The sequence below is a fragment of the Arenibacter troitsensis genome (genome assembly GCF_900177645.1).
Lineage (GTDB): Bacteria > Bacteroidota > Bacteroidia > Flavobacteriales > Flavobacteriaceae > Arenibacter > Arenibacter troitsensis.
On sequence record NZ_FXAO01000002.1, the window covers coordinates 230,388 to 252,489 of the forward strand.

Below are 22,102 nucleotides of genomic sequence, written 5' to 3' on the forward strand. Positions count from 1 at the left end.
AAGCCGATGAAAAAATTTCAAACAATTAGAGGAAAGTTACCAAGCCATTTACTTCTTTGGCTACTCCTGGTAATGAGTACAAACGTATTTGGGCAACAATCCCCAATTACAATCAGTGGAAACATTACTGAAAGTGGTTCAGGGATACCAATAGCAGGGGCCTCTGTATTTATTGCGAATACCTCTTTCGGTGCAGTTTCGGATTTTGACGGAAACTACAGTTTCAAAGCCAACCTTGAAAACGGGACCTATAATCTCACTGCCAGCTATCTTGGTTTTAGCACCCAAAAAGTGTCCTTCTCCACCTCCGGTGCAGATATTACCCAGGATATTGTTTTAACAGAAGACCTTTTAAGCTTGGACGAGGTAGTGGTTACAGGAACGGGAACCGGAGCCAACAAAAGGTCCCTAGGAAATGCCATCTCTTCCGTGAAGTCCGAAGAATTGACCAATAATGGTGCTACCCAAGTAGACCAGGCCATTGCCGGAAAGGTTTCCGGCGCCTTGGTACAACAAAACTCCGGTGATCCAGCAGGAGGTATTAGTATAAGACTTAGAGGCCCCAGCACTATCGCAGGTAGTTCCGACCCACTGTATATTGTAGATGGAATCATTATAAGCAACTCCAGCAACGAGCTAATAGATTTGGGCGGTAACTCCCAAAACAGACTGGCCGACCTAAACCCAAACGATATCGATAAAATAGAAATTATTAAGGGTGCAGCAGCAGCAGCTATCTATGGTTCAAGAGCGAGTAACGGGGTAGTCCAAATTTTTACCAAAAAAGGAAAGAGCGGTGAACCAAAGTTTACCTTTATGACCAATACCAAACTTAACGAGCTTAGAAAAAAAATAGATTATAACACTGTTCCCCTAGCCTGGGAAGTAGCCACGGATAGAAACAATTTGGCCACAGTTCCCGTAGAGCGATATGATTTGCAAGATGTTATTTTCGATACTGGCTTCGGTTTGGAAAATTACTTTTCAGTAAACGGAGGCAATGAGAAGACCTCCTATTTTCTTTCTGCCTCACATTTGGATAATGAGGGAATTGTAAAGAATACCGATTTCAAACGCTACGGATTCAAGGCCAATATCACCCAAAAGGCATTTGACTGGCTAGATATCACCGGAGGTTTTAACTACGTAAGAAGTATTAGTAACGATGTTCCCAACGGAGGAATCAATTCGGCCTATGGCTCCATTACAGGTTTCTTGTTCAGTGACAACTCTATAGATCCAACCCCCGACGCATCTGGGGTTTATCCTGTAACCTCTCCTCTAGTAGCCAGAACAAACCCATTGGAAGCGGTAGACCGATTTGATTTTGGACAAAAAACCAATCGCTTCATCACTAGCATTGCTTTGGACGGTAAATTTAACGAACACCTTTCCGCAAAATATACCTTGGGAATGGATTATTATAACCAGTCCGCATTTGCCTATATTCCTATTAATAATACCTCAACATTACCCGATGGGTTTGCCAGAAGATCGGATCTAAACAGTTTTCAATACAACAGCGATCTAAATATAACCTATAGGACAGATATATCCGATAATGTGAACTCCACTACTACAGCGGGAGGTTCATGGCAATATGAAGAGAGAGACAGAGTAGGCATCAGCGCAACCGGACTTCCACCTGTAGTGCAAACGGCAACTGGAGGTAGTTTGTTGGAGCAAGGCGAGACAAGGTCCCAAATATCTTATTGGGGCGCCTTTTTACAGCAGTCTTTTTCTTTTATGGACAAACTTTACATAAATGGCGCGGTAAGAATGGACGGAGCCTCAACCTTTGGCAAGGATGAACGTAATCAAATTTATTTTAAGGCCAGTGCTTCCTATGTACTATCCGATGAAGATTTCTGGAAAGATGCCTTTTCGGACACTTTTAACTCCTTTAAATTAAGGACTTCATGGGGTCAGGCCGGTAACCTAACCGCCTTGGGTGCCTTCGATAGGTTTTCTGTATATTCACCCTCCGCTATTGCAGGTGCAGTAAGCCTTATACCCTCTACTGCCCAAGGCAATGAAAACCTTAAACCAGAAAGACAGGATGAAATTGAATTAGGTTTTGATGCCGGTTTTCTTAACAACAGGTTAGGCCTTGAATTCTCATACTACCATCAAAAAGTTACAGATCTACTACTACCAAGGGTCTTGGCCCCATCAACCGGTTTTAGCTCTAGATTTGAAAACGTAGGTAACCTGGAAAATAAAGGGATTGAAATACTGCTTAGGGCCGCGCCCATTAAAAATGAAACCTTTTCATGGGACCTAAGCGCTTCTTTCTCCAAAAACAAGAATGAGGTTACCAACGTAGCCGGTGGTGGCCGACTAACACTTGACGGAAGCTTTTCTACCAACTATGTGATTGAAGGTGAACCTTTAGGCGTTTTTTACAGACAATTTTATGCCAGAAACGAAGATGGTAGCATCGCTCTGGATGCTGATGGCTATCCATACAGAGGAACCACAGAGGATGGGGAATCATCCAAGGTGTTAGGTGATCCAAATCCAGATTGGTTTGGGTCGCTGATCAACGAAGTTTCTTATAAGAATTTTTCTTTAAGAGTACAGTTGGACGCGGTTCAGGGTTATGAAGTTTTCAACTGGAACCGCAGATTGATGGACAATGTTTTGTTTGGCGGTGGATATAATGTAGGTCAAGAATTGCTGGGGAACCTTCCTAAAGGTTACGGAGGAGCGCAGGCAAATATCTTTGAAGAGTTTATAGAGGATGGATCTTTCGTTAAGTTGAGGGAGGTAAGCCTTAGCTACAACTTTGCACCTAAATGGGATTTCATAGACAACGTAGCATTGAGTTTGGTAGGTAGAAACTTGGTTTCATGGGATAATTATTCCGGATGGGACCCAGAAGTAAGTGCCGCTGGCCAAAGTAACGGAGTAAGGGGATTTGATTTTGCTACAGTTCCGATCCCAAAAACCTATCAATTAGGAATAAATGTTAGTTTCTAAACTTAAAAAAACAACGATGAAAAAATATCTAAATTTAAATATAAAGGCTATTGCACTCTTGATGACCGTTTTGGCGGTTTCATCTTGCGAAACCGATTTTGACAACCCTAATGCCGCCACGGACGCCCAGGTTTTTTCTTCTAGGGAAGGCATATTGGCTGCGACCATTGGAATGCAACAATTGTATTCCACCACGGGTTTGAGATGGATCGTAGAAACACCAGCGGTCACCACCAGAGAGGCCGGTATTACCACTACATTCCAAAATATGATCGATCTTGAGGACGGTGGGGACATTCCAAATTCTACCTCCAATATAGTCGGACTCTGGTCCACAATGCTCAGGGTAATGTCTATTTCAGAAGATATTGCTAAAAACGCACCCGATCTCAATATTAATGATGGCACCAAAAGTGGTTTAATTGCATATGCCAATTTATTTAAGGCCATGGCCATAGGAAGTATGGCACAGAACTACGAACAAGTAATTGTAGAAATTAATCAGGAAGGGGATGCAGCATTCGTAACTAGAACAGAGGCCTACAATACCGCAGTTGCCCTGCTCAATGAGGCACAAAACTTAATTTCGGCCAATCCAATATCGGACGAATTCAGTTCAGAAATTCTGAGGGGAAATATAGATTTGGAAAATACCCTACAAGCCATGTTGGCCAGATACAACTTATTTGCAGGGAATTATGACGCCGCAATCACGGCTGCAGGTTCAGTAGACCAATCTTCCGCCTCCGTATTTACTTATGACTCACAGAATCTAAATCCAGTTTGGAGCAGGGTATTTCAAAACGGCGTTCCCAATTTTAAACCTAGGGACAATTTTGGTTTACCGGCCTCATTTTCTATAGACCCAGCGGATGGTCGTATAGGCTTCTATTTGGTTCCATTGGATGAATCGAACATTAATCAACTTCCAATAGAGGACCTTGCAGGATTCTTTGATGAGGAAAGTGGTACAGAATCGATTCCTGTTTATTTACCGGACGAAATGAACCTGATTATAGCCGAGGCCAATCTTAGAAAAACTTCAGCCGATATTACGGCTGCTGTTACGGCCATTAACAATGTTAGGACGGATAATGACGATGTTTTTGGTGTAAACGCCAATATTCCCGCCTATTCCGGTGATAACTCCATAGACGCACTATTGGAAGAGGTATACCTTAATCGTAGGCTGGAACTATTTTTAACCGGATCCAGTTTGGAAGACAGTAGAAGGTTTGATCGACCTGAACCCAGCACTAGCGCCAAGGTATTTACAGACGAAAGGAATAGAAATTTTTATCCTTACCCCAACACAGAAAGGGACAACAATAGTAATACCCCGGCCGACCCTACAATTTAGAGGAAATATTGTTTTAGAATACAAAAGGCCTACATTTATATTTAAATGTTAGGCCTTTTATTTCAACACCTAATTTCATATGTTCAAAAGACTTGCCCTTATACTCGCATTGACACTTACCTCCTGCTCGGTATTTAGACCTTCCATACCAACACCCAAACATGAATTTAGAGGGGTATGGATAGCCACCGTAGCCAATATCGACTGGCCAAAAAGCGGCCTCGATGATATTGAAAAACAGAAACAGGACTATCTGAAAATCCTGGATTTTTATAATGACTTAAATTTTAATGCCGTAATTGTACAAATCAGGGCTGCTGGGGATGCCTTCTATCCATCCCAATACGCACCTTGGTCAAGGTTTTTGACCGGCAACGAGGGCGTTGCCCCAGAACCTTATTACGACCCATTACAATGGATGATACAGGAAGCGCATACCAGAGGAATGGAATTTCACGCTTGGCTTAACCCCTACCGGGCCACATTTGATGAAAAATTGGAAATCTTAAGTAAGGACCATGATTACAATCTACATCCAGATTGGATGCTGAAATATGGAAAAAAATACTATTACAATCCCGGATTGCCTGAAGTACAACAGCATTTAACCAATATCATGGGCGAGGTAGTAGCCAATTACGATGTAGATGCCGTTCACTTTGACGACTATTTTTACCCCTATAAAATAACGGATGAAACTTTTGAGGATACGGAAACCTATACCAAATACGCCCAACCACAACAATCCCTGGAAGATTGGCGAAGAAGCAATATCGATAGTTTGGTGCATAAGGTGCACAACACCATAAAGAGCACAAAACCCTGGGTTCAGTTCGGTATAAGTCCGTTCGGAGTTTGGAAAAACAAGAGTACCGACCCATTGGGCTCGGACACCAAAGCGGGTCAGACCACCTATGAAGATCTGTATGCCGATCCCTTATTATGGATGAAAATGGGCTGGATAGACTATTTGGTACCCCAAGTATATTGGAGCATGGAGCTACCCGTGGCATCGCATAAAAAAATAGTGGACTGGTGGTCCAAAAATAGTTACAACACCAACCTATATATTGGCAACGGACCTTATAAAATAAGAAACAATAGTGACAAAGCATGGGATAAGAAAAAAGAGCTTCCAAATCAATTAAGGTTCGCAAGGGAAAATAGCAATGTAATTGGAAATGTATTTTTTAGTGCCAAATCCCTGATGACCGATAAGGAGGATGTCCTTAAAATATTGAAGAAAAAATACTACCGTAATATTGCATTGCCACCCACTTCACCTTTGTCAAAAAATAAATTTCACAATGAAATTATTGAATCACATATTGAAGAAAAAAATGGATTTTTACATTTCAGCATTCCATCCGAAGAAAGACAAAATTTAAGATATGCTTTGATATATGTAGCCAAAAAAGAATCAAAATTAAGTCTGGAAAACCCGGATAAATTGGTGGCAAAAATACCGCTATCGGACTCCGGTAATTTTAGTTTTGACAGTTCAGGATTCAAAGGAAAAAAACTTTTGGCATTGACGTTTATAAATAATTTTGGACAGGAAAGCAAACCCAAAATCATCAGCTTAAATTAAAGTCAAGGAAGATTTAATATCTTTCTGAGCAACAAAATAAAATCAATTTTAGAAATAAAAATCCGATAAAATGATTCAAAAAGACAAGTGGGCATGGGCATGGGTTCCTGTTTTATACTTTACACAAGGCATTCCATACGTACTTGTAGTAACAGTTTCGGTAATAATGTATAAAAAACTGGGTATCAGTAATTCAGATATCGGTTTATACACGAGCTGGTTATACCTTCCATGGGTCTTAAAACCCTTATGGAGTCCGTTTGTAGACCTCAATGGCACCAAACGAAAATGGTTTTTGAGCATGCAGCTAATAATTTCACTTGCCATCTTGGGAGTGGGTTTAACCGTGCCGACATCTATATTTTTCACCACTTCTTTGGCTTGTTTTTGGATGGCAGCTTTTGCTTCTGCAACCAACGATATAGCATCGGACGGATATTACATGTTGGGCCTGACGGAAAAAAAACAGGCCTTCTTTGTAGGCATGCGAAGTACCTTCTATCGCCTGGCCATGATTACCGGTCAAGGACTCATTGTTATCCTCGCAGGATTCCTGGAAAACTATTATGGAGACAACACAAAGGCATGGTCCGTTACCATGATCGCCGCTGCCATTTTAATGTTGGCCTTGACCATCGCCAACTTTTTTGTGACGCCAAAATACGAAACTTCCGAAGCCATTGTTCAAGTAAAACCCGAGGGGTTTATGGACGTATTTATTTCCTTTTTTAAGAAGCCCAATATTGGAATTGCCCTGGCCTTTATTTTAAGTTATCGCCTAGGGGAATCCCAGTTGGTAAAAATGGCCGCTCCCTTTTTGTTGGACAAAACCTCTGCGGGCGGATTGGAATATTCCACCGAAGCAGTAGGAACCATTTACGGTACGGTGGGAGTAATTATGTTATCGCTGGGAGGAATACTTGGTGGCATCCTTATTTCCAAGGATGGATTAAAAAAATGGATGCTGCCCATGGTCTTGGCCCTAAATGTACCCAACGCCATGTACGCTATTTTGGCCTTGACCAAAACTACTAGCATAGTTGCCGTTGTGGCAACAGTGGTTTTGGAACAGTTTGGCTATGGCTTTGGTTTTGCGGCTTTTCTCATCTTCTTGATCTATATTGCCGAGGGAATCTCAAAAACCTCGCACTATGCCATCGCCACCGGATTTATGGCCTTAGGTATGATGCTACCGGGAATGGCAAGTGGCTATATACAGGAATGGCTTGGATATGGTGGGTTTTTCGTTTGGGTGGTCATTGCTGCCCTTCCCGCCCTCTTCCTTTTAAAATATATTAAGTATCCCGCCGATTACGGTAAAAAAACCAATACCGAAGATGTTTAAAATTACACCCTATAATATCGCCACTACCCAGCTTGCCTTAAAAGAAAAAGTTGGTCAATTGTTTATGCCCGCAGCCTTCATCAATGATACCGAGGAAGAAATCCAAGGATTGGAAAAACTCATTGGTAAATACCATATAGGCGGCCTCTGTTTCTTTCACAGTAGGGCCAGCGCCGCGACCAATTTTGAAGGAAAAAAGAAGATTGTTTATAATGAACAAAGTTTAACAACGCTAAAAAACCTTATCCGTCGATACCAAAATGCGGCAAAATATCCACTCCTAATAAGTATTGATGCCGAATGGGGATTGGCCATGCGGATTGAAAATACCCCACAATATCCATATGCGATCACCCTAGGGGCCATACAAAACAATGAGGATTTAATATTCAAGGTAGGACAACAAATAGCTTTGGATTGCAGAAAAGCGGGAATTCATTGGAATTTGGCACCGGTTGTGGATATTAATAACAACCCCAATAATCCGGTAATTGGCTATAGATCATTTGGGGAAGACAAACTGAATGTCGCCCAAAAGGCCATATCCTTTATCAAGGGTACCCAGAGTGTCGGTGTTTTAAGCTGCATCAAACACTTTCCTGGCCATGGGGATACGGCTACGGATTCCCATCTTGGCCTTCCAATCATTAAAAAATCTAAGGAAGCCCTTATGGCAAACGAACTTTATCCCTTTAGGGAAACCATTAAAAATGGGGTGGATAGCGTTATGGTAGGTCATTTATCCATACCCACTTTGGATAACGGTGAGGGTACTCCAGCAACGATATCGAGCCCCATCATTAAAGGCCTCCTTCGCCAAGAATTAAATTTTAATGGCGTGGTGATATCCGACGCCTTGAACATGCATAGCGTAAGCAAAATGTTCTCCCAAAAAGGGGAACTGGAATGGCGTGCTTTTGATGCAGGCAACGATATCCTTTGTTTTGCAGAGAACACGGAGGAAGGCATTCAGAAAATCATGGATAATGCGGATCCTAAGGATATAGAAGAACGTTTTAATCGCGTATGGAAACTTAAGGAACAAGCCTTTAGCTACCTTTCCCCATCAGCGAAGGACCAACAAGAAACCTCTGCCCTAAACAAACAGCTAGCTGCTGAAAGTCTAACTTTATTGACGGGGAACGATAGTAATGTTGGCGATTTTATAAGAGAAGGCTTTAGTTGCCTTTCCTTAGGGGAAGCTTCAAACAAAACCTTTGTGGAAGTCATCTCGGGGATTGCCGATAAGGGACCAAAAAATGAGGATAATGTCTTAATAGCCCTTTACCCACCAAAAGTAAAACCCCAGAACAATTTTGACCTCAAAACCGAAGAACTGGAGTTGCTGCGGAAATTGCTAAAAACAAAGAAGGTTGTTCTATATGTGTTTGGAAACCCGTATACACTCAACCTTATTAATTATAAAGCGGCCAAAGCAGTGGTATTGGGATATCAAAATTTTAAAGAGTTTCAAGACATTGCCCTGGCCCATTTTAAGGGCGAAATTATAGCTAAAGGAACATTGCCTGTTACCATTAATCTAATTGAACCCTGAAAGACAATGGAGAACAACATTATCAAATCTTGGAACAAAAATGCCCTTGAATGGATCAGAGTAATTGACAATGCGGATATTGAATCCAGAAAATTCACCAATAATGCCATATTGGATCTCATTGGCAATTCTCCTGCCATCAAAATTTTGGATGTTGGCTGCGGGGAGGGATGGCTAACTAGAAGTCTTGGCGCCATGGGCAAATCTGTGGTGGGACTGGATGCCATTCCCGAATTATTGGAAAATGCTAAAATCAAAGGCGATGGCACCTTTTATCAAATGTCCTACGAAGATATAATATTGGAAAAACCCATCCCGGAAGCACCCTTTGATGCAGCTGTTTTCAACTTTTGTCTTTATCAAAGGGAAGGGCTCGGCCAACTTCTAAAGCAAGTAAAAAAATCACTATCGGAAAATGGATACATCGCTATACAGACCCTTCATCCCTTTTTCCTATTGCAAAATGATTTGGGATACAAAAGTCAATGGATCAACGATTCCTGGAAAGGACTTCCCGGCAATTTCACGGACGGCCACTCTTGGTACGCCCGTACTTTTGAATCATGGATATCCGTATTTAAAAAAGCCGGACTTCAATTACACCAATTACAGGAAGTGACCAATGATGATCATAAACCCATTTCGGTAATTTTTATTTTGTCCGAATAATACCTGGTCCTCCTTATGAACCATAACAACATCAATAATAAAAAATGAAAACATATAAAGTCATCGGGCTAATGTCGGGAACCTCCTTGGACGGATTGGACCTTGCTTACTGCCATATATGGGAAACCACCAGTGGATGGGATTTCGAGATTAAACAAACGCGCAGTATTTCCTATAGTGAAGAATTGCAGGCTAAACTTAAGAACTCCATTTACCTTCCGGCCGACCAACTGCTTCAATTCCATAATACCTATGGCAGCTGGCTTGGGCTACAAACCAAGGATTTTATCAAAGCCCATACCCTGGAAGTCGATTTTATTGCCAGTCATGGTCATACAACCCATCACCAGCCCCAAAACGGACTTACCTTTCAAATAGGTTCCGGTCAACACCTGGCCAACGAAAGTGCCACCAAGGTAATCTGCGATTTCCGTACCAACGATGTAGCCCTGGGCGGACAAGGAGCTCCTTTGGTGCCCATTGGGGATCAACTGTTTTTTGGTCAGTACGATTATTGCCTAAATCTTGGTGGAATAAGCAACATTTCCTTCGAACAAAATGGTAAAAGACTGGCTTATGACATAGGCTTGGCCAATATGATCCTCAACCATATTACCAAAAAAATAGACCTGGATTATGACAAAGGAGGTGCTTTGGCAAGGACCGGAAAGCTAAATCGGGGCATGTTGGACCAACTCAACGACCTCGAATTCTATAAACTGCCCTTTCCAAAATCAATTGGATTTGAATGGTTCGTAGAGAAAGTGGTTCCCATTGTTGAGAGCACCAAGGACAGTATTGAAAATCTACTACATACTGCCGTTCATCATATTTGTGATCAGATATCCCTTCAGGTATCAGCTCAAAAGAATAAAACAAATAAGAGTCTTTTTGTTACCGGAGGTGGTGCCCTAAACACTTTCTTAATGGATTGTTTACAGGAAAAACTAGGAACGGAAACTAAAGTGGTTTCTCCCTCAACAACCCTGATCGAATTTAAAGAGGCCCTTGTATTTGCACTCATGGGGGTTTTGCGGGAGGAACAGAGAATTAATTGCCTTAGCTCTGTAACAGGGGCCAAAAAGGACTCATTTGGTGGTGTTGTTTATTTGCCTGCTTAAAACATATCGTTTGGTATATTAAATCAAAACCTTATCTTGGTTACTTAAATATTACCTCTTTACAAAACCAAAGATATAATGAGCGATAAACAAAAAAAGGCAACCGCCTATTGGAAGGAAAATGTGCGCTATTTATTTATTCTGTTATCCATATGGTTTGCCGTTTCATTCGGGGCCGGGATATTATTTAAGGATGCCCTGAACACTATAAAAATTGGCGGTTTTAAACTGGGCTTTTGGTTTGCACAACAAGGGTCGATCTACGTTTTCGTGATCCTAATATTCGTGTATGTACGCCTTATGAACAAGTTGGACAAAAAATATGGTTACAACGAATAGCCGCTTCGAATTTTCCATTTCCGATCACAAATACCGAAATGCCATTGGACTTACCACCCAATTGGCCAAAACACAATCCAAAATATCAACCAAAAAAATTAAAATATGAGTGTTCAAGTCTGGACGTACCTTCTTGTAGGAATCACCTTTGCCCTGTATATAGGAATAGCTATTTGGTCTAGGGCAGGATCAACAAAAGAGTTTTATGTGGCCGGAGGAGGGGTGTCCCCCTTGGCTAACGGAATGGCCACTGCGGCCGACTGGATGTCCGCCGCCTCCTTTATCTCCATGGCCGGAATTATTGCCTTTGCAGGTTATGATGGTTCCGTTTACCTAATGGGCTGGACGGGTGGCTATGTGCTCTTGGCGCTGCTCCTTGCCCCCTATTTAAGAAAATTTGGAAAATTTACGGTACCCGATTTTATAGGGGACCGTTATTATTCCAATACGGCCCGTATGGTGGCCGTGTTCTGCGCATTGATTGTTTCCTTTACTTACGTGGCCGGACAAATGCGAGGTGTTGGCGTAGTCTTCTCCCGGTTTTTACAAGTAGATATCAATACAGGAGTGATCATTGGAATGGTCATAGTACTCTTTTATGCCGTTCTGGGCGGTATGAAAGGAATTACCTATACACAGGTGGCCCAATATTGTGTACTGATATTCGCCTTTATGGTCCCTGCCATATTTATTTCCTTTCAAATGACAGGCAACCCCATACCTCAATTGGGAATGGGCTCTACCCTTAATGATGGATCGGGGACCTTTTTAATGGACCGGTTAAACGGACTCTCCACGGAGCTGGGTTTTGCCGAGTATACGGATGGCACCAAATCTGTCATAGACGTCTTTGCCATTACCTTGGCCCTTATGGTAGGTACGGCTGGACTACCCCATGTCATCGTAAGGTTCTTTACCGTAAAAAGAGTCAAGGACGCAAGGAAATCGGCCGGACTGGCCTTGTTGCTTATAGCCATACTATACACTACCGCTCCGGCTGTTTCCGTTTTTGCAAAAATGAACTTGATCGATACCGTAAGCAACGAAAAATACAGCCAAATGCCCGTTTGGTTTAAAAACTGGGAGGAAACCGGGTTATTGACCTTCGACGACAAAAATAAAGATGGAATCATTCAATATGTAGCCGATAAGGATAAAAACGAGTTAATCGTAGATAACGATATTATGGTCTTGGCCAATCCGGAAATTGCCAACCTTCCAGCTTGGGTAATTGCCCTTGTGGCCGCAGGAGGATTGGCAGCTGCACTAAGTACGGCTGCTGGATTGCTATTGGTCATCTCGGCCTCTGTTTCCCATGACCTCATCAAGAAAGTTTTTAAACCCAATATCTCCGAAAAAGGGGAGTTATGGGCAGCAAGGGGAGCAGCAACGGTAGCCGTTGTAATTGCAGGGTATTTTGGAATTCACCCGCCAGGATTTGTGGCTGCGGTGGTTGCCCTTGCCTTTGGACTTGCAGCAGCTTCGTTCTTTCCCGCCATTGTACTGGGCATTTTTTATAAGAAAATGAACAAGGAAGGCGCCATTGGCGGTATGGTAGTTGGGATAAGTCTAATGCTGTTCTACATGGCAAAGTTCAAGTTGGGTTGGCTGGGCGAAATTCCGGATAAGTCAGAATGGTGGTTTGGCATATCACCGGAAGGCTTCGGAACCGTGGCCATGATCGTCAATTTTATGGTCGCCTTGGTCATCAACAGATTTACACCAGAACCACCGCAGGAGGTACAGGAAATTGTGGAAAACATTAGGATTCCCAGTGGTGCAGGAGAGGCTGTAGACCACTAATCCAATAGTCCAATATTAAGATTGGTGGTTTGGAAAAAACGAATGGCTACTTAGCTCCTCTATAAGAACAAACCACCAACCTTCTTACGAAGGTTTAACACATTCTCATAAAATTGGCATTTCAATATTAAATTCATATTAGGAAACCTTCCTTTTATGGATGATTTATATAAATTTATAGAAATTTTAAAAACACGATGAGCAATTATCACATTAAGCATTTAGAAGAGTACTATCAGGTTTATCGAAAATCGGTTCGCGAACCAGAAAATTTCTGGGGAGAAGTAGCTGAAGAGCATTTTTTATGGAGAAAAAAATGGGATAACGTTTTAAGTTGGGATTTCGAAAAACCTGAAATAAAATGGTTCGAAGGGGCACAATTAAATATTACCGAGAACTGTATAGATAGGCACCTACTTGCCAGAGGAGAAAAAACGGCCATTATTTTTGAGCCCAATAACCCGGAAGAGGAAGCCCAGCATATTACCTACCGTCAGCTGCACGAGCGAGTGTGCCAATTGGCCAATGTTTTAAAGGATCAAGGAGTTAAAAAGGGGGATCGTGTTTGTATCTACCTTCCCATGATCCCGGAATTGTCCATTGCCCTCTTGGCCTGTGCCAGGATAGGGGCCATACATTCCGTGGTGTTTGCAGGATTTTCATCCACTGCCTTGGCTACCCGTATCAATGACAGTGATTGTAAATTATTAATAACGTCCGACGGATCCTATAGAGGTGCCAAATCCATTGACCTAAAAGGAATTGTGGACGAAAGTTTAGAAGATTGCCCAGGTGTTAAAACAGTGTTGGTCGTAAAACGTACCAATGCAAAAATAAATATGAAGGAAGGGCGAGACAAGTGGTTACAACCTCTTCTTGAAAGTGCTTACCTGGATTGTGTACCGGAAATAATGAACGCAGAGGATCCCTTGTTCATTTTGTATACCTCCGGTTCTACCGGTAAACCCAAGGGGATGGTGCATACCACGGCAGGCTATTTGGTGTATACCGCCTATACCTTTAAAAATGTCTTTCAATATACAGAAAACGATGTCTATTGGTGTACTGCGGATATAGGCTGGGTAACCGGGCACAGTTATATTGTATACGGACCCTTGGCCAATGGCGCCACCACCCTAATGTTCGAAGGGGTACCCAGCTACCCTGATTTTGGAAGGTTTTGGGAAATCGTGGAAAAACACAAAGTAAACCAGTTTTATACCGCTCCTACCGCTATCCGTGCCCTCGCAAAGCAGAATATAGCATTTGCCGAAAAACATGACCTATCCTCGCTAAAAGTATTGGGCTCAGTTGGTGAACCCATCAATGAAGAGGCTTGGCACTGGTACAATGACGTTATTGGAAAAAAGAATAGTCCCATTGTTGATACGTGGTGGCAAACAGAAACAGGAGGCATTATGATAACGCCCATTCCTTATGTAACGCCTACCAAACCTACCTATGCCACCCTACCCTTTATAGGGATACAACCGGCGTTGATGGACGAACAGGGCAAGGAACTAAAGGGCAACCAAGTAGAAGGTAGACTATGTATAAAATTTCCATGGCCAGGAATGGCAAGGACCATTTGGGGCGATCATGCCAGATATAAGGACACCTATTTCTCGGCCTTTCCCAACAAATACTTTTCCGGGGACGGTGCCCTGAGGGACGAAGTGGGATACTATAGGATTACAGGTCGGGTAGATGACGTAATCATAGTGTCTGGCCACAACTTGGGTACGGCTCCAATAGAGGATGCCATCAACGAACACCCTGCAGTGGCAGAATCGGCCATAGTAGGCTTTCCGCATGACATTAAGGGAAATGCACTTTACGGCTATGTAATCCTTAAGGAAACCGGGGAATCCCGTAACCACGATAATCTAAGGAACGAAATTAACCAGATCATCACAGAGCACATTGGCCCAATAGCCAAACTGGATAAGATACAGTTTACCTCTGGCCTGCCAAAGACCCGTTCCGGCAAGATCATGAGGCGTATCCTGCGCAAGATTGCCAGCAGGGACATGAACAATTTAGGAGATACCAGTACACTGCTAAATCCTGAGGTAGTGGAAGAAATTAAGGACAACGTACTTTAATTTATTCTGAGGGGCATTGCCACTTTATAGAAAGTCATAAAGTGGCCGTGCTTTCCACTATATCTTTTTTAGACCCAGAAGATCATAGCCGTTTGTAATACTTTCCCATTGGCCTAAAAAAGGATGCCGCTGCAATCACTAATGCGGGTTGCTCCAATAGGCCCCTATCCCCTATTTAGATAGTATCACAAATTGCTTTGCCATTCTTAAACTACTGTTCTAATTAAAACTGACCGAAATGCCACAAAAATTTGAAGAATGGACCATTAAAGACCCTTGCCCCGGAATGGCCCTTCAAAATATTCAGCCTATTTCCCATAGGGCTTTTGCTTTGGTAAGCAGAAATAAAAATGGTTTGGTGTCAAAGGAAGGCGCCCTAAACATAATAGGGGCAATAGACATGATGGAGGCACTGGATTACCATTTCAACAATTTTATTGAACATGGAAAAGGTGCAACTAATATCAACCAAAAACACGAGGCCGTTGCCTATCTCAATAGATTAGGCCAACTATATGCTTTTACAAAATCGGATTTCACTAAAAAATACAATTCGGAACCCAAAGCCATATTGCCTAAACTGGATGAGCTTTATATATTTCGCAGAAAAAACACAGCACATCGATCTCTAGATGCTCCACAAAACGAGCCGAAAGAATACAGGAACAGGCAAGCCCTTTCTTTACTTGGTGCAACAACCTTAAAATTTATGGGGAACGAACAATATGTTTTCCCTAATTACAATAAGGACCACAAAGAAACTGAATGGCAGTATTTTACACCTGCCACCGATCATCCCATTGTAATGGAGGAATCCTATCAACTTATTGAAAAGATAATTACCCAAATGCTCAAACCTACTTCCATTTGAAGAAGATCTTACTTATTGCCTGCGATTAGCCTAATTGTACTACAAACCTCCCCTACTGTCCAATTCCTGAATAATTGTCGTTAACTGATCGTGGGTAATTGGCTTCACAATATAATCGGTGATTTCGCTTATTTTTTTTGCCCTATCAATATCCACAGGGTCTACCGATGAGGAGACCATGTATATCGTTATTTTCTTTCCCAGCTTTGGCTTTATCTTTACATATTCCTCCATGAATTGAAATCCGTCCATGATAGGCATATCTATATCCAAAAAAATCACATCCGGAAGCTCCTTATCATTGTGTAGATTATCCAACATAAAATCCAAAGCTTCTTCACCATCCGAAAATACCATAATATTATCGGTCAAATTAAGTGACTTCATGGTCCTGACCATGGTAAATTGATAGATATCGTCGTCGTCAACAATACAAACATTTAAAGAACTACTCATTTACTATCTAATTAAAATTAATATTAAAGGTGGTACCCACATTTACTTCACTTTCAGCCGAAATAGACCCACCATGAGCTTCTACTTGCGTTTTGGTCATGAACAAACCAATTCCCCTGGCATCGGGATGCCGGTGAAATACCTTGTTCAAACCAAACAATTTGTGGCCATGCCTTTTTAAATTTATTCCTTGCCCGTTATCAGTGACCTTCAAGAATTTTTTACCATTTTCAATACCGGTTGTAACAAATATTTCAGGTACTCTATCCGCGCTCCTGTATTTTAGGGCATTTCCAACTAAGTTAAGAAAAATACTTTCTAAATAAATAATATTGTAAGTAATATAAGGCAATTTTGAAAAATCGCTTTTAATTACCGCTCCGGTTCTCATAATTTCGCCAGAAAGTATTTCCTGGGTTTTAACCATTACCGCTTTAAATTCAATTTTCTCTAGCTTATCCGAATTATTTTCCTTCCTAATGTTTAAAGCCTCCACCAAGGTATTGAGCGTTAACGTAAGATGTTGTACAACATTTTCCAATTTTTGGAACAGATCCAATCGCTCCTCCTCACTTTGGGCAAGTTTATAAAAACCTAAAAGTGCATTGAGATTGCTTACGGGAGCTCTTAAATTATGGGAGGTAATCTGAGTAAAATCTGCCAATTTCGTATTTTTGACAACCAATTTATTGGCAAAGACCTCTAACTCCTCCTTGGCTTTCAATATTTTCCCCTCTGCTATTTTTTGGAAGGTAATATCCCTTATCGCAGCGGATACCAAAACACCTTCTTGCGTTTTTAGTGGGCTTAAACTTATTTGTATAGGGATTAACTTTCCTTTTTTATTGATTCCAATTAATTCCTTTCCCTCTCCCATATCCCGGGTTTTGGGATTGGCGAAGAAACTAGACCGATGGTTGGGGTGTTTCTTATTAAAAACTTCAGGAATAAGGATTTCCACAGAATTACCTATCAATTCCTGGGCAGTATACCCGAACAACTTTTCAGCCTGCTTGTTGATCATATGAATTTCCCCCGCTTCATTGACGATCACCATGGCATCAGGAGCCGATTCCAACAATCCCCTAAATTTAATCTCTTCCATGCGCTGTTCCGTCACGTCCTGGCAGGAACCTACCAACTCTGTTACCTCCCCTGCCTCATTGGTCATAACTTCTGCCAACAGATGAATATTCTTAACCTTCCCATCCCTTAATTGAATTCGATGCATTAAATCAGGGAATTTTTTATTCTCAAGAGCCAATGTTACATGATTGGTTACGAGTTCTCGGTCTTCGGGGTGTACATAGGAAAAATAGGTGTTGTAGGTCAATTCCTGTAATTCTTCATCCACACCAAAGATCTTGTAGAGATTATTGGACCATCTAACCTCATTGCTAATGGTATTCCATTGCCAGTTGCCTATCATTGTTAGACGCTCTGCTAAATTTAGGACTTGATTCCTCCGCAACAACTCGTTCTCTGCCTTCTTTCTTTCCGTTATATCCGTAGCAACATTTAAAAACCCGATCAATTCCCCATCATCATTTTTGACAGCAGATAAAGTGGCTTGGACTGTTATATTAGCACCATCTTTCTTTCTATAATTCCATTCCCTAACATCAAATTCATTTTTTTCCGCCAATTCCTTCATAGGATTAAAAACATCGGGGTCTTTTCCATATTTCTGGGACATATCCAACAAAAACCTTTTCACCTCCTCCTTATTCGTGTAGATTCCTGGTGCTTTTGAACCTACAATTTCCGAAGCCGAATAACCCAATAAATTCTCGGCCCCATGATTAAAACTATTTATAATTCCTTTATCGTTGGTAGTAATTATGGCTATGGTCTTGGAATTGAATATGGCCTTTAATTCAGCATTGGCCTTACTCAACGCCTGTTCGGACTGCTTTCTTTCATTAATATCTTGGAAAATCCCAAAAAGACCAACACATTTCCCATCCACAAATTCCGCATTTCCAATAGCGCGGGTCCAAATAGTAGCCCCCTTGGCGGTTACAAGTTCTACCTCAACATCATAGGGCTGCCCTGTTAAAATAGCCCTGTCTACCACCTGCTGAATGGTTTCACGACTTTCCCCTTCCTTATAAAAATTAATAGCGGTTTCCAATTCAGGTGTATAATTTTCAGGCACCTCATGTATTTCACAAACCATCTTGCTCCAATAAACTTTATTGGTTGAAAAAATAACTTCCCAAGTACCAATTCTGGCCACTTCATTAGTCTTATCCAATATTTCGATCATACGGGCTTGTTCCTTATCTTTTAACTTCTGAGGTGTTATATCCCCTGTATGCATTAGCAAACCTCCTATCTTTCCTTCAGAAACATACCAAGGACGCACATCCCAATAGATCCATTGTATTGTTCCATCTGCACGCTTAAATGGAGCTTCCTCACAAATATCTATGGCCCCATTAAGGCATTTTTGGTGGTTGGCTTTCCAATCTTCACCTATTTCAGGGAATAGGTCATAATGCGACTGTCCTATTATTTCCTTGCCTTCCATTTTATAATCGGATATCCAGCGTTGGGATACGGCTATATATTTCATGTCATTGTCCAACATTGCAATGGCAGTGGGTGCTTGTTCTATAAAGATTTTGTTATACAGCTCCCTTTTTTCAGTATCTTTTTCAGACATAATTAACTCCCTATGATTTGTGGAAAATTCCTAAATTAATAATTTATGGTACCGGCCTATGAACCTCATATTCCAGCATCAACCATGACATTCCCTAACAATTAAAAGGCCCAGATAATGGTGTTTGACCATAAATTTTAAATACTCGATTCAAAAATTCTTGTCCATATGTTAAAATTAGTACATTTTTCCTACATAATAACAAGTCAACAAACCATAACTAGCATTACGGTCTATAAAGAGGTTATTTAAAAGCACAGGATTTTCTAAATCCAATTCCACAAAAAAGTACAAATATGTAAGTACTGTTTAAAGTGGGTCAAATGAAGGTCTATATTTTAAAACACCCTTTATACCCCAAATATGGAGTAAAACTAAAAGCAATACATTAGTCTTACCCATACTTATATTGCTGAACCAATCTCATTATTAAACCAATCTAACAATGAAGGAAAATATAAAAACCTAAAAAATAAAGCTAATCGGAGTAACACTCCCAGTAATCAAGTTGGGAAGAAAAAAGTTGATACGGACCAAAAACGAATTATAGGATACCCGGATGCTATCTGGTCCCGATACTATCGGTAAAAATTATTATTTGGCTACTATCCAACATGGAACGCCAGGAGGTTATCGGGTTTGGGGTCTCTTTAACGATCCTAACCTTCATCTATTTACTAAAGGGCATAAATTGGAAAAAAAATAATCTTCCCAATGTCATTGGTTTCCATTTTAAAGCAAGATGGTGTTTAATTGTAAGGGATCGGATTAAGCCAATTTAGCTTTGTTCAATTTAGTTGAGAAAGACAATTCTTTTTTAACCCTAGAATTTTTGAACATGTACAAACGAGCTACTTTGTTTTCGTTTTTAACAGAAACCTCATTTTGGGTAGCAGTAACGATACTCATGGTAACAGTTTCAACTTTCACTTCCTGCCCAACGTTGTTTGCTTGTGCAGATACTCCGATAAAAAGAACAAAAATTAAAGTTAAAAGCGTTTTCATGTTGCGTTGTTTTGTTATGTAAATTTAACGCCACATGCACCTTGACATAGATCACAAATCGTTTAAACCCCCTTATTTTTCGGTATCTGACAAATCTCCCGATAAAGTGTAGAAAATGCTCGGTGAGTGAAAACCTACCCAGGAAACGCTAATCGATGTTAATGGTATTTAATCGGTAATTCCTACGGTATTTTAGTTCACTAAAACCATATTCACTCAATTTTTGTAGTATAAAACCTATTAAAATAGATGTGCCGTGAATAGACTCTCGGGCAAAGCGATTCTATAAATTGTCTATGTTCAACAATCCTTCCTATTTAAAGATATTTTTGGTGCACAGTCCACGGCCTTCATATACTTGACAATACCTAAAAACAACCAATTAACAAATGATGCGAACTACAAAACTTATTTATATAGACGAAACAAATCAATGTTTGAAGGTTTACAGCAACCTGGGTATAGCTATCCAATATTGAACAGCCTTAAATATTTGCTAGTATCACTTATAATTACCTTCTACAAATACTTTGTTGATCAGATAATGGTTGGCAACTAAAGTTTGGTTGGATAGATTGTAATTTAGTTCGGGGAGATTTCCTTTCCTTATGGATTCTGGTGGACCTAAAGATTAAGCTAATTTAGCTTTGTTCAATTTAGTTGAGAAAGACAATTCTTTTTTAATCCTAGAATTTTTGAACATGTACAAACGGGCTACTTTGTTTTCGTTTTTAACAAAAACCTCATTTTGGGTAGTAGTAACGATACTCATGCTAACAGTTTCAACTTTTACTTCCGGCCCAACATTGTTTGCTTGTGCGGCTACTCCGATAAAAAGAACAAAAATTAAAGTTAAAAGTGTTTTCATGATGCGTTGTTTTGTTATGTAAATTTAACGGCACACGCACCTTGGCATAGGTCACAAATCGTTTAAACCCCCTTATTTTTCGGTATCTGACAAATCTCCCGATAAAGTGTATAAAATGCTCGGTAAGTGAAAACAGTACAAGAAAACGCTAATCGATATTAATGGTATTTAATCGATAATTCTTACATGATTTTAAATAAAACCATTCACCTACAATCAAAAATTGTAGTAAAATATTTACAAATAAATTATTTGCAATAACAGTATCCATTTGAACACCAATGCCCCTTCCAATACTCTCAGTTTTAGTTGTAGACGTATACCTTTTAACCGTGTCAATCCTTCCATGCCGCTCAAAACATATAATAACATGATATTTTAAAACTTTTAAGCAGTTTATCCGTAAGTATTTTGGAATTACAAACACTAAAGGATTAAGTATTTATCATCGATATGTTTGGTAAAACTGTTTTACCTTTATAAGGCAAGATTTTTGCTGTCTTATTATTATGGTTCCCGTCATGTTGGTGCCACTGAATAAATAGATCATATTAACGCTAAGAAATTTATCTATGAGACTTTTAAACATTACCTTATTAACAATTTTAGGACTTTCTGCCATGAGCTGTCAATCCAAAACCAAATCCGAACAAAAGCATGAAATAATTGCCGAAGTCAGCCCGCAAGAACTACAGCAATATGAAACTGCCTATTTTGCCAGCGGTTGTTTTTGGTGTGTGGAAGCTATTTTTGAAAGTGTAAAAGGTGTAAAGGAAGTGGTCTCCGGATATTCTGGTGGTAAGGAAAAAAATCCCACCTATGAACAAGTAGGCTATGGCCGCACCACCCATGCCGAAGCTGTTGAAGTTTATTACGATCCCAAGATCGTTTCCTTTGAAACCTTGGTAAAGGTGTTTTTTGGATCACATGACCCCACCACCTTAAATAGGCAGGGGCCGGACAAGGGTGCCCAATACAGGTCTATAGCCTTCTATAAAAATGAATCCGAAAAGAAAATAATTAACGACTATATTTCCGAACTGGAGAATAAAAAAGTCTATTCAGCACCTATAGTAACGGAAGTAAAACCTTTTAGTGTTTTTTATGATGCCGAAGACTATCACCAAGATTATGAAAAAAACAATCCCAACAACTCCTATATTAGAAATGTATCGGTACCTAGGTTAAAACGATTTCAAGCCAAATTTCCGGAATTATTAAAGAATCAGTCACATTAGTGCATACACCTCATACAGTAACAAGTTAATTCCTTTAAACTGAAATCTATCCCAACGGGAAGAGTTTACAATTACGACTAGGCCGACTGCATAAAGCGTGTCGGCTTTTTATTTGGTGTCATTTTA

At 40.5% G+C, this 22,102-nt stretch carries 16 protein-coding genes; 12 read left to right on the forward strand and 4 right to left on the reverse strand.

Going from position 1 to position 22,102, the window contains the following annotated elements; all coding sequences use genetic code 11:
• Nucleotides 1–72 precede the first annotated feature (72 nt).
• From B9Y87_RS05630 to B9Y87_RS05680, 11 genes are all read left to right on the forward strand, one after another.
• The gene (locus B9Y87_RS05630; RefSeq protein WP_245808656.1) at nucleotides 73–2,982 is read left to right on the forward strand and encodes a SusC/RagA family TonB-linked outer membrane protein; all 2,910 of its coding nucleotides are present in this window, start codon (nucleotides 73–75) and stop codon (nucleotides 2,980–2,982) included.
• Nucleotides 2,983–2,998: 16 nt separating this feature from the next.
• Nucleotides 2,999–4,342 (forward strand): RagB/SusD family nutrient uptake outer membrane protein, encoded by a 1,344-nt coding sequence (locus B9Y87_RS05635; protein WP_176225596.1) that lies wholly within the window; start codon nucleotides 2,999–3,001, stop codon nucleotides 4,340–4,342.
• Nucleotides 4,343–4,421: 79 nt separating this feature from the next.
• Nucleotides 4,422–5,933 (forward strand): glycoside hydrolase family 10-like protein, encoded by a 1,512-nt coding sequence (locus B9Y87_RS05640; RefSeq protein ID WP_085497033.1) that lies wholly within the window; start codon nucleotides 4,422–4,424, stop codon nucleotides 5,931–5,933.
• A gap of 70 nt (nucleotides 5,934–6,003) precedes the next feature.
• Nucleotides 6,004–7,278, forward strand: a complete 1,275-nt coding sequence (locus B9Y87_RS05645) for an MFS transporter (protein ID WP_085497035.1) — start codon at nucleotides 6,004–6,006, stop codon at nucleotides 7,276–7,278.
• Nucleotides 7,271–8,833, forward strand: a complete 1,563-nt coding sequence (locus B9Y87_RS05650; protein ID WP_085497037.1) for a glycoside hydrolase family 3 protein — start codon at nucleotides 7,271–7,273, stop codon at nucleotides 8,831–8,833. The genes B9Y87_RS05645 and B9Y87_RS05650 overlap by 8 nt, the downstream gene beginning before the upstream one ends.
• A 6-nt stretch (nucleotides 8,834–8,839) precedes the next feature.
• The gene (locus B9Y87_RS05655) at nucleotides 8,840–9,502 is read left to right on the forward strand and encodes a class I SAM-dependent methyltransferase (RefSeq protein WP_085497039.1); all 663 of its coding nucleotides are present in this window, start codon (nucleotides 8,840–8,842) and stop codon (nucleotides 9,500–9,502) included.
• 44 nt (nucleotides 9,503–9,546) lie between these two features.
• A complete protein-coding gene (locus B9Y87_RS05660; protein ID WP_085497041.1) occupies nucleotides 9,547–10,623 on the forward strand; it encodes an anhydro-N-acetylmuramic acid kinase in 1,077 nt (358 codons plus the stop codon).
• 78 nt (nucleotides 10,624–10,701) lie between these two features.
• Nucleotides 10,702–10,962: a DUF4212 domain-containing protein gene (locus tag B9Y87_RS05665; protein ID WP_085497043.1), complete on the forward strand. Its 261-nt coding sequence runs from the start codon at nucleotides 10,702–10,704 to the stop codon at nucleotides 10,960–10,962.
• A 105-nt stretch (nucleotides 10,963–11,067) separates the two neighbouring features.
• Nucleotides 11,068–12,765: a sodium:solute symporter family protein gene (locus B9Y87_RS05670; protein WP_085497045.1), complete on the forward strand. Its 1,698-nt coding sequence runs from the start codon at nucleotides 11,068–11,070 to the stop codon at nucleotides 12,763–12,765.
• Nucleotides 12,766–12,962: 197 nt separating this feature from the next.
• Nucleotides 12,963–14,870, forward strand: a complete 1,908-nt coding sequence (acs, locus tag B9Y87_RS05675) for an acetate--CoA ligase (RefSeq protein ID WP_085497047.1) — start codon at nucleotides 12,963–12,965, stop codon at nucleotides 14,868–14,870.
• A gap of 238 nt (nucleotides 14,871–15,108) precedes the next feature.
• Complete coding sequence (locus B9Y87_RS05680) at nucleotides 15,109–15,741, forward strand: hypothetical protein (RefSeq protein WP_085497049.1); 633 nt, start codon at nucleotides 15,109–15,111, stop codon at nucleotides 15,739–15,741.
• Between the two features lie 39 nt (nucleotides 15,742–15,780).
• Here B9Y87_RS05680 and B9Y87_RS05685 read toward each other — a convergent pair whose 3' ends face one another.
• The 4 genes from B9Y87_RS05685 to B9Y87_RS05700 form a co-directional block, all read right to left on the reverse strand.
• Nucleotides 15,781–16,197 carry a response regulator gene (locus B9Y87_RS05685; protein ID WP_085497051.1) on the reverse strand — a complete coding sequence of 139 codons (417 nt, stop codon included), beginning with the start codon at nucleotides 16,195–16,197 and terminating at the stop codon, nucleotides 15,781–15,783.
• Nucleotides 16,198–16,204: 7 nt separating this feature from the next.
• Nucleotides 16,205–18,865 carry a PAS domain S-box protein gene (locus B9Y87_RS05690; RefSeq protein WP_085497053.1) on the reverse strand — a complete coding sequence of 887 codons (2,661 nt, stop codon included), beginning with the start codon at nucleotides 18,863–18,865 and terminating at the stop codon, nucleotides 16,205–16,207.
• Between the two features lie 768 nt (nucleotides 18,866–19,633).
• Nucleotides 19,634–19,870 carry a hypothetical protein gene (locus tag B9Y87_RS05695; RefSeq protein ID WP_085497055.1) on the reverse strand — a complete coding sequence of 79 codons (237 nt, stop codon included), beginning with the start codon at nucleotides 19,868–19,870 and terminating at the stop codon, nucleotides 19,634–19,636.
• A gap of 631 nt (nucleotides 19,871–20,501) precedes the next feature.
• Nucleotides 20,502–20,738 (reverse strand): hypothetical protein, encoded by a 237-nt coding sequence (locus B9Y87_RS05700; protein ID WP_085497056.1) that lies wholly within the window; start codon nucleotides 20,736–20,738, stop codon nucleotides 20,502–20,504.
• A gap of 572 nt (nucleotides 20,739–21,310) precedes the next feature.
• Between B9Y87_RS05700 and msrA the strand changes: the two genes are divergently transcribed.
• Nucleotides 21,311–21,976, forward strand: a complete 666-nt coding sequence (gene msrA / locus B9Y87_RS05705) for a peptide-methionine (S)-S-oxide reductase MsrA (protein ID WP_085497058.1) — start codon at nucleotides 21,311–21,313, stop codon at nucleotides 21,974–21,976.
• The last annotated feature ends 126 nt before the right edge of the window (nucleotides 21,977–22,102 follow it).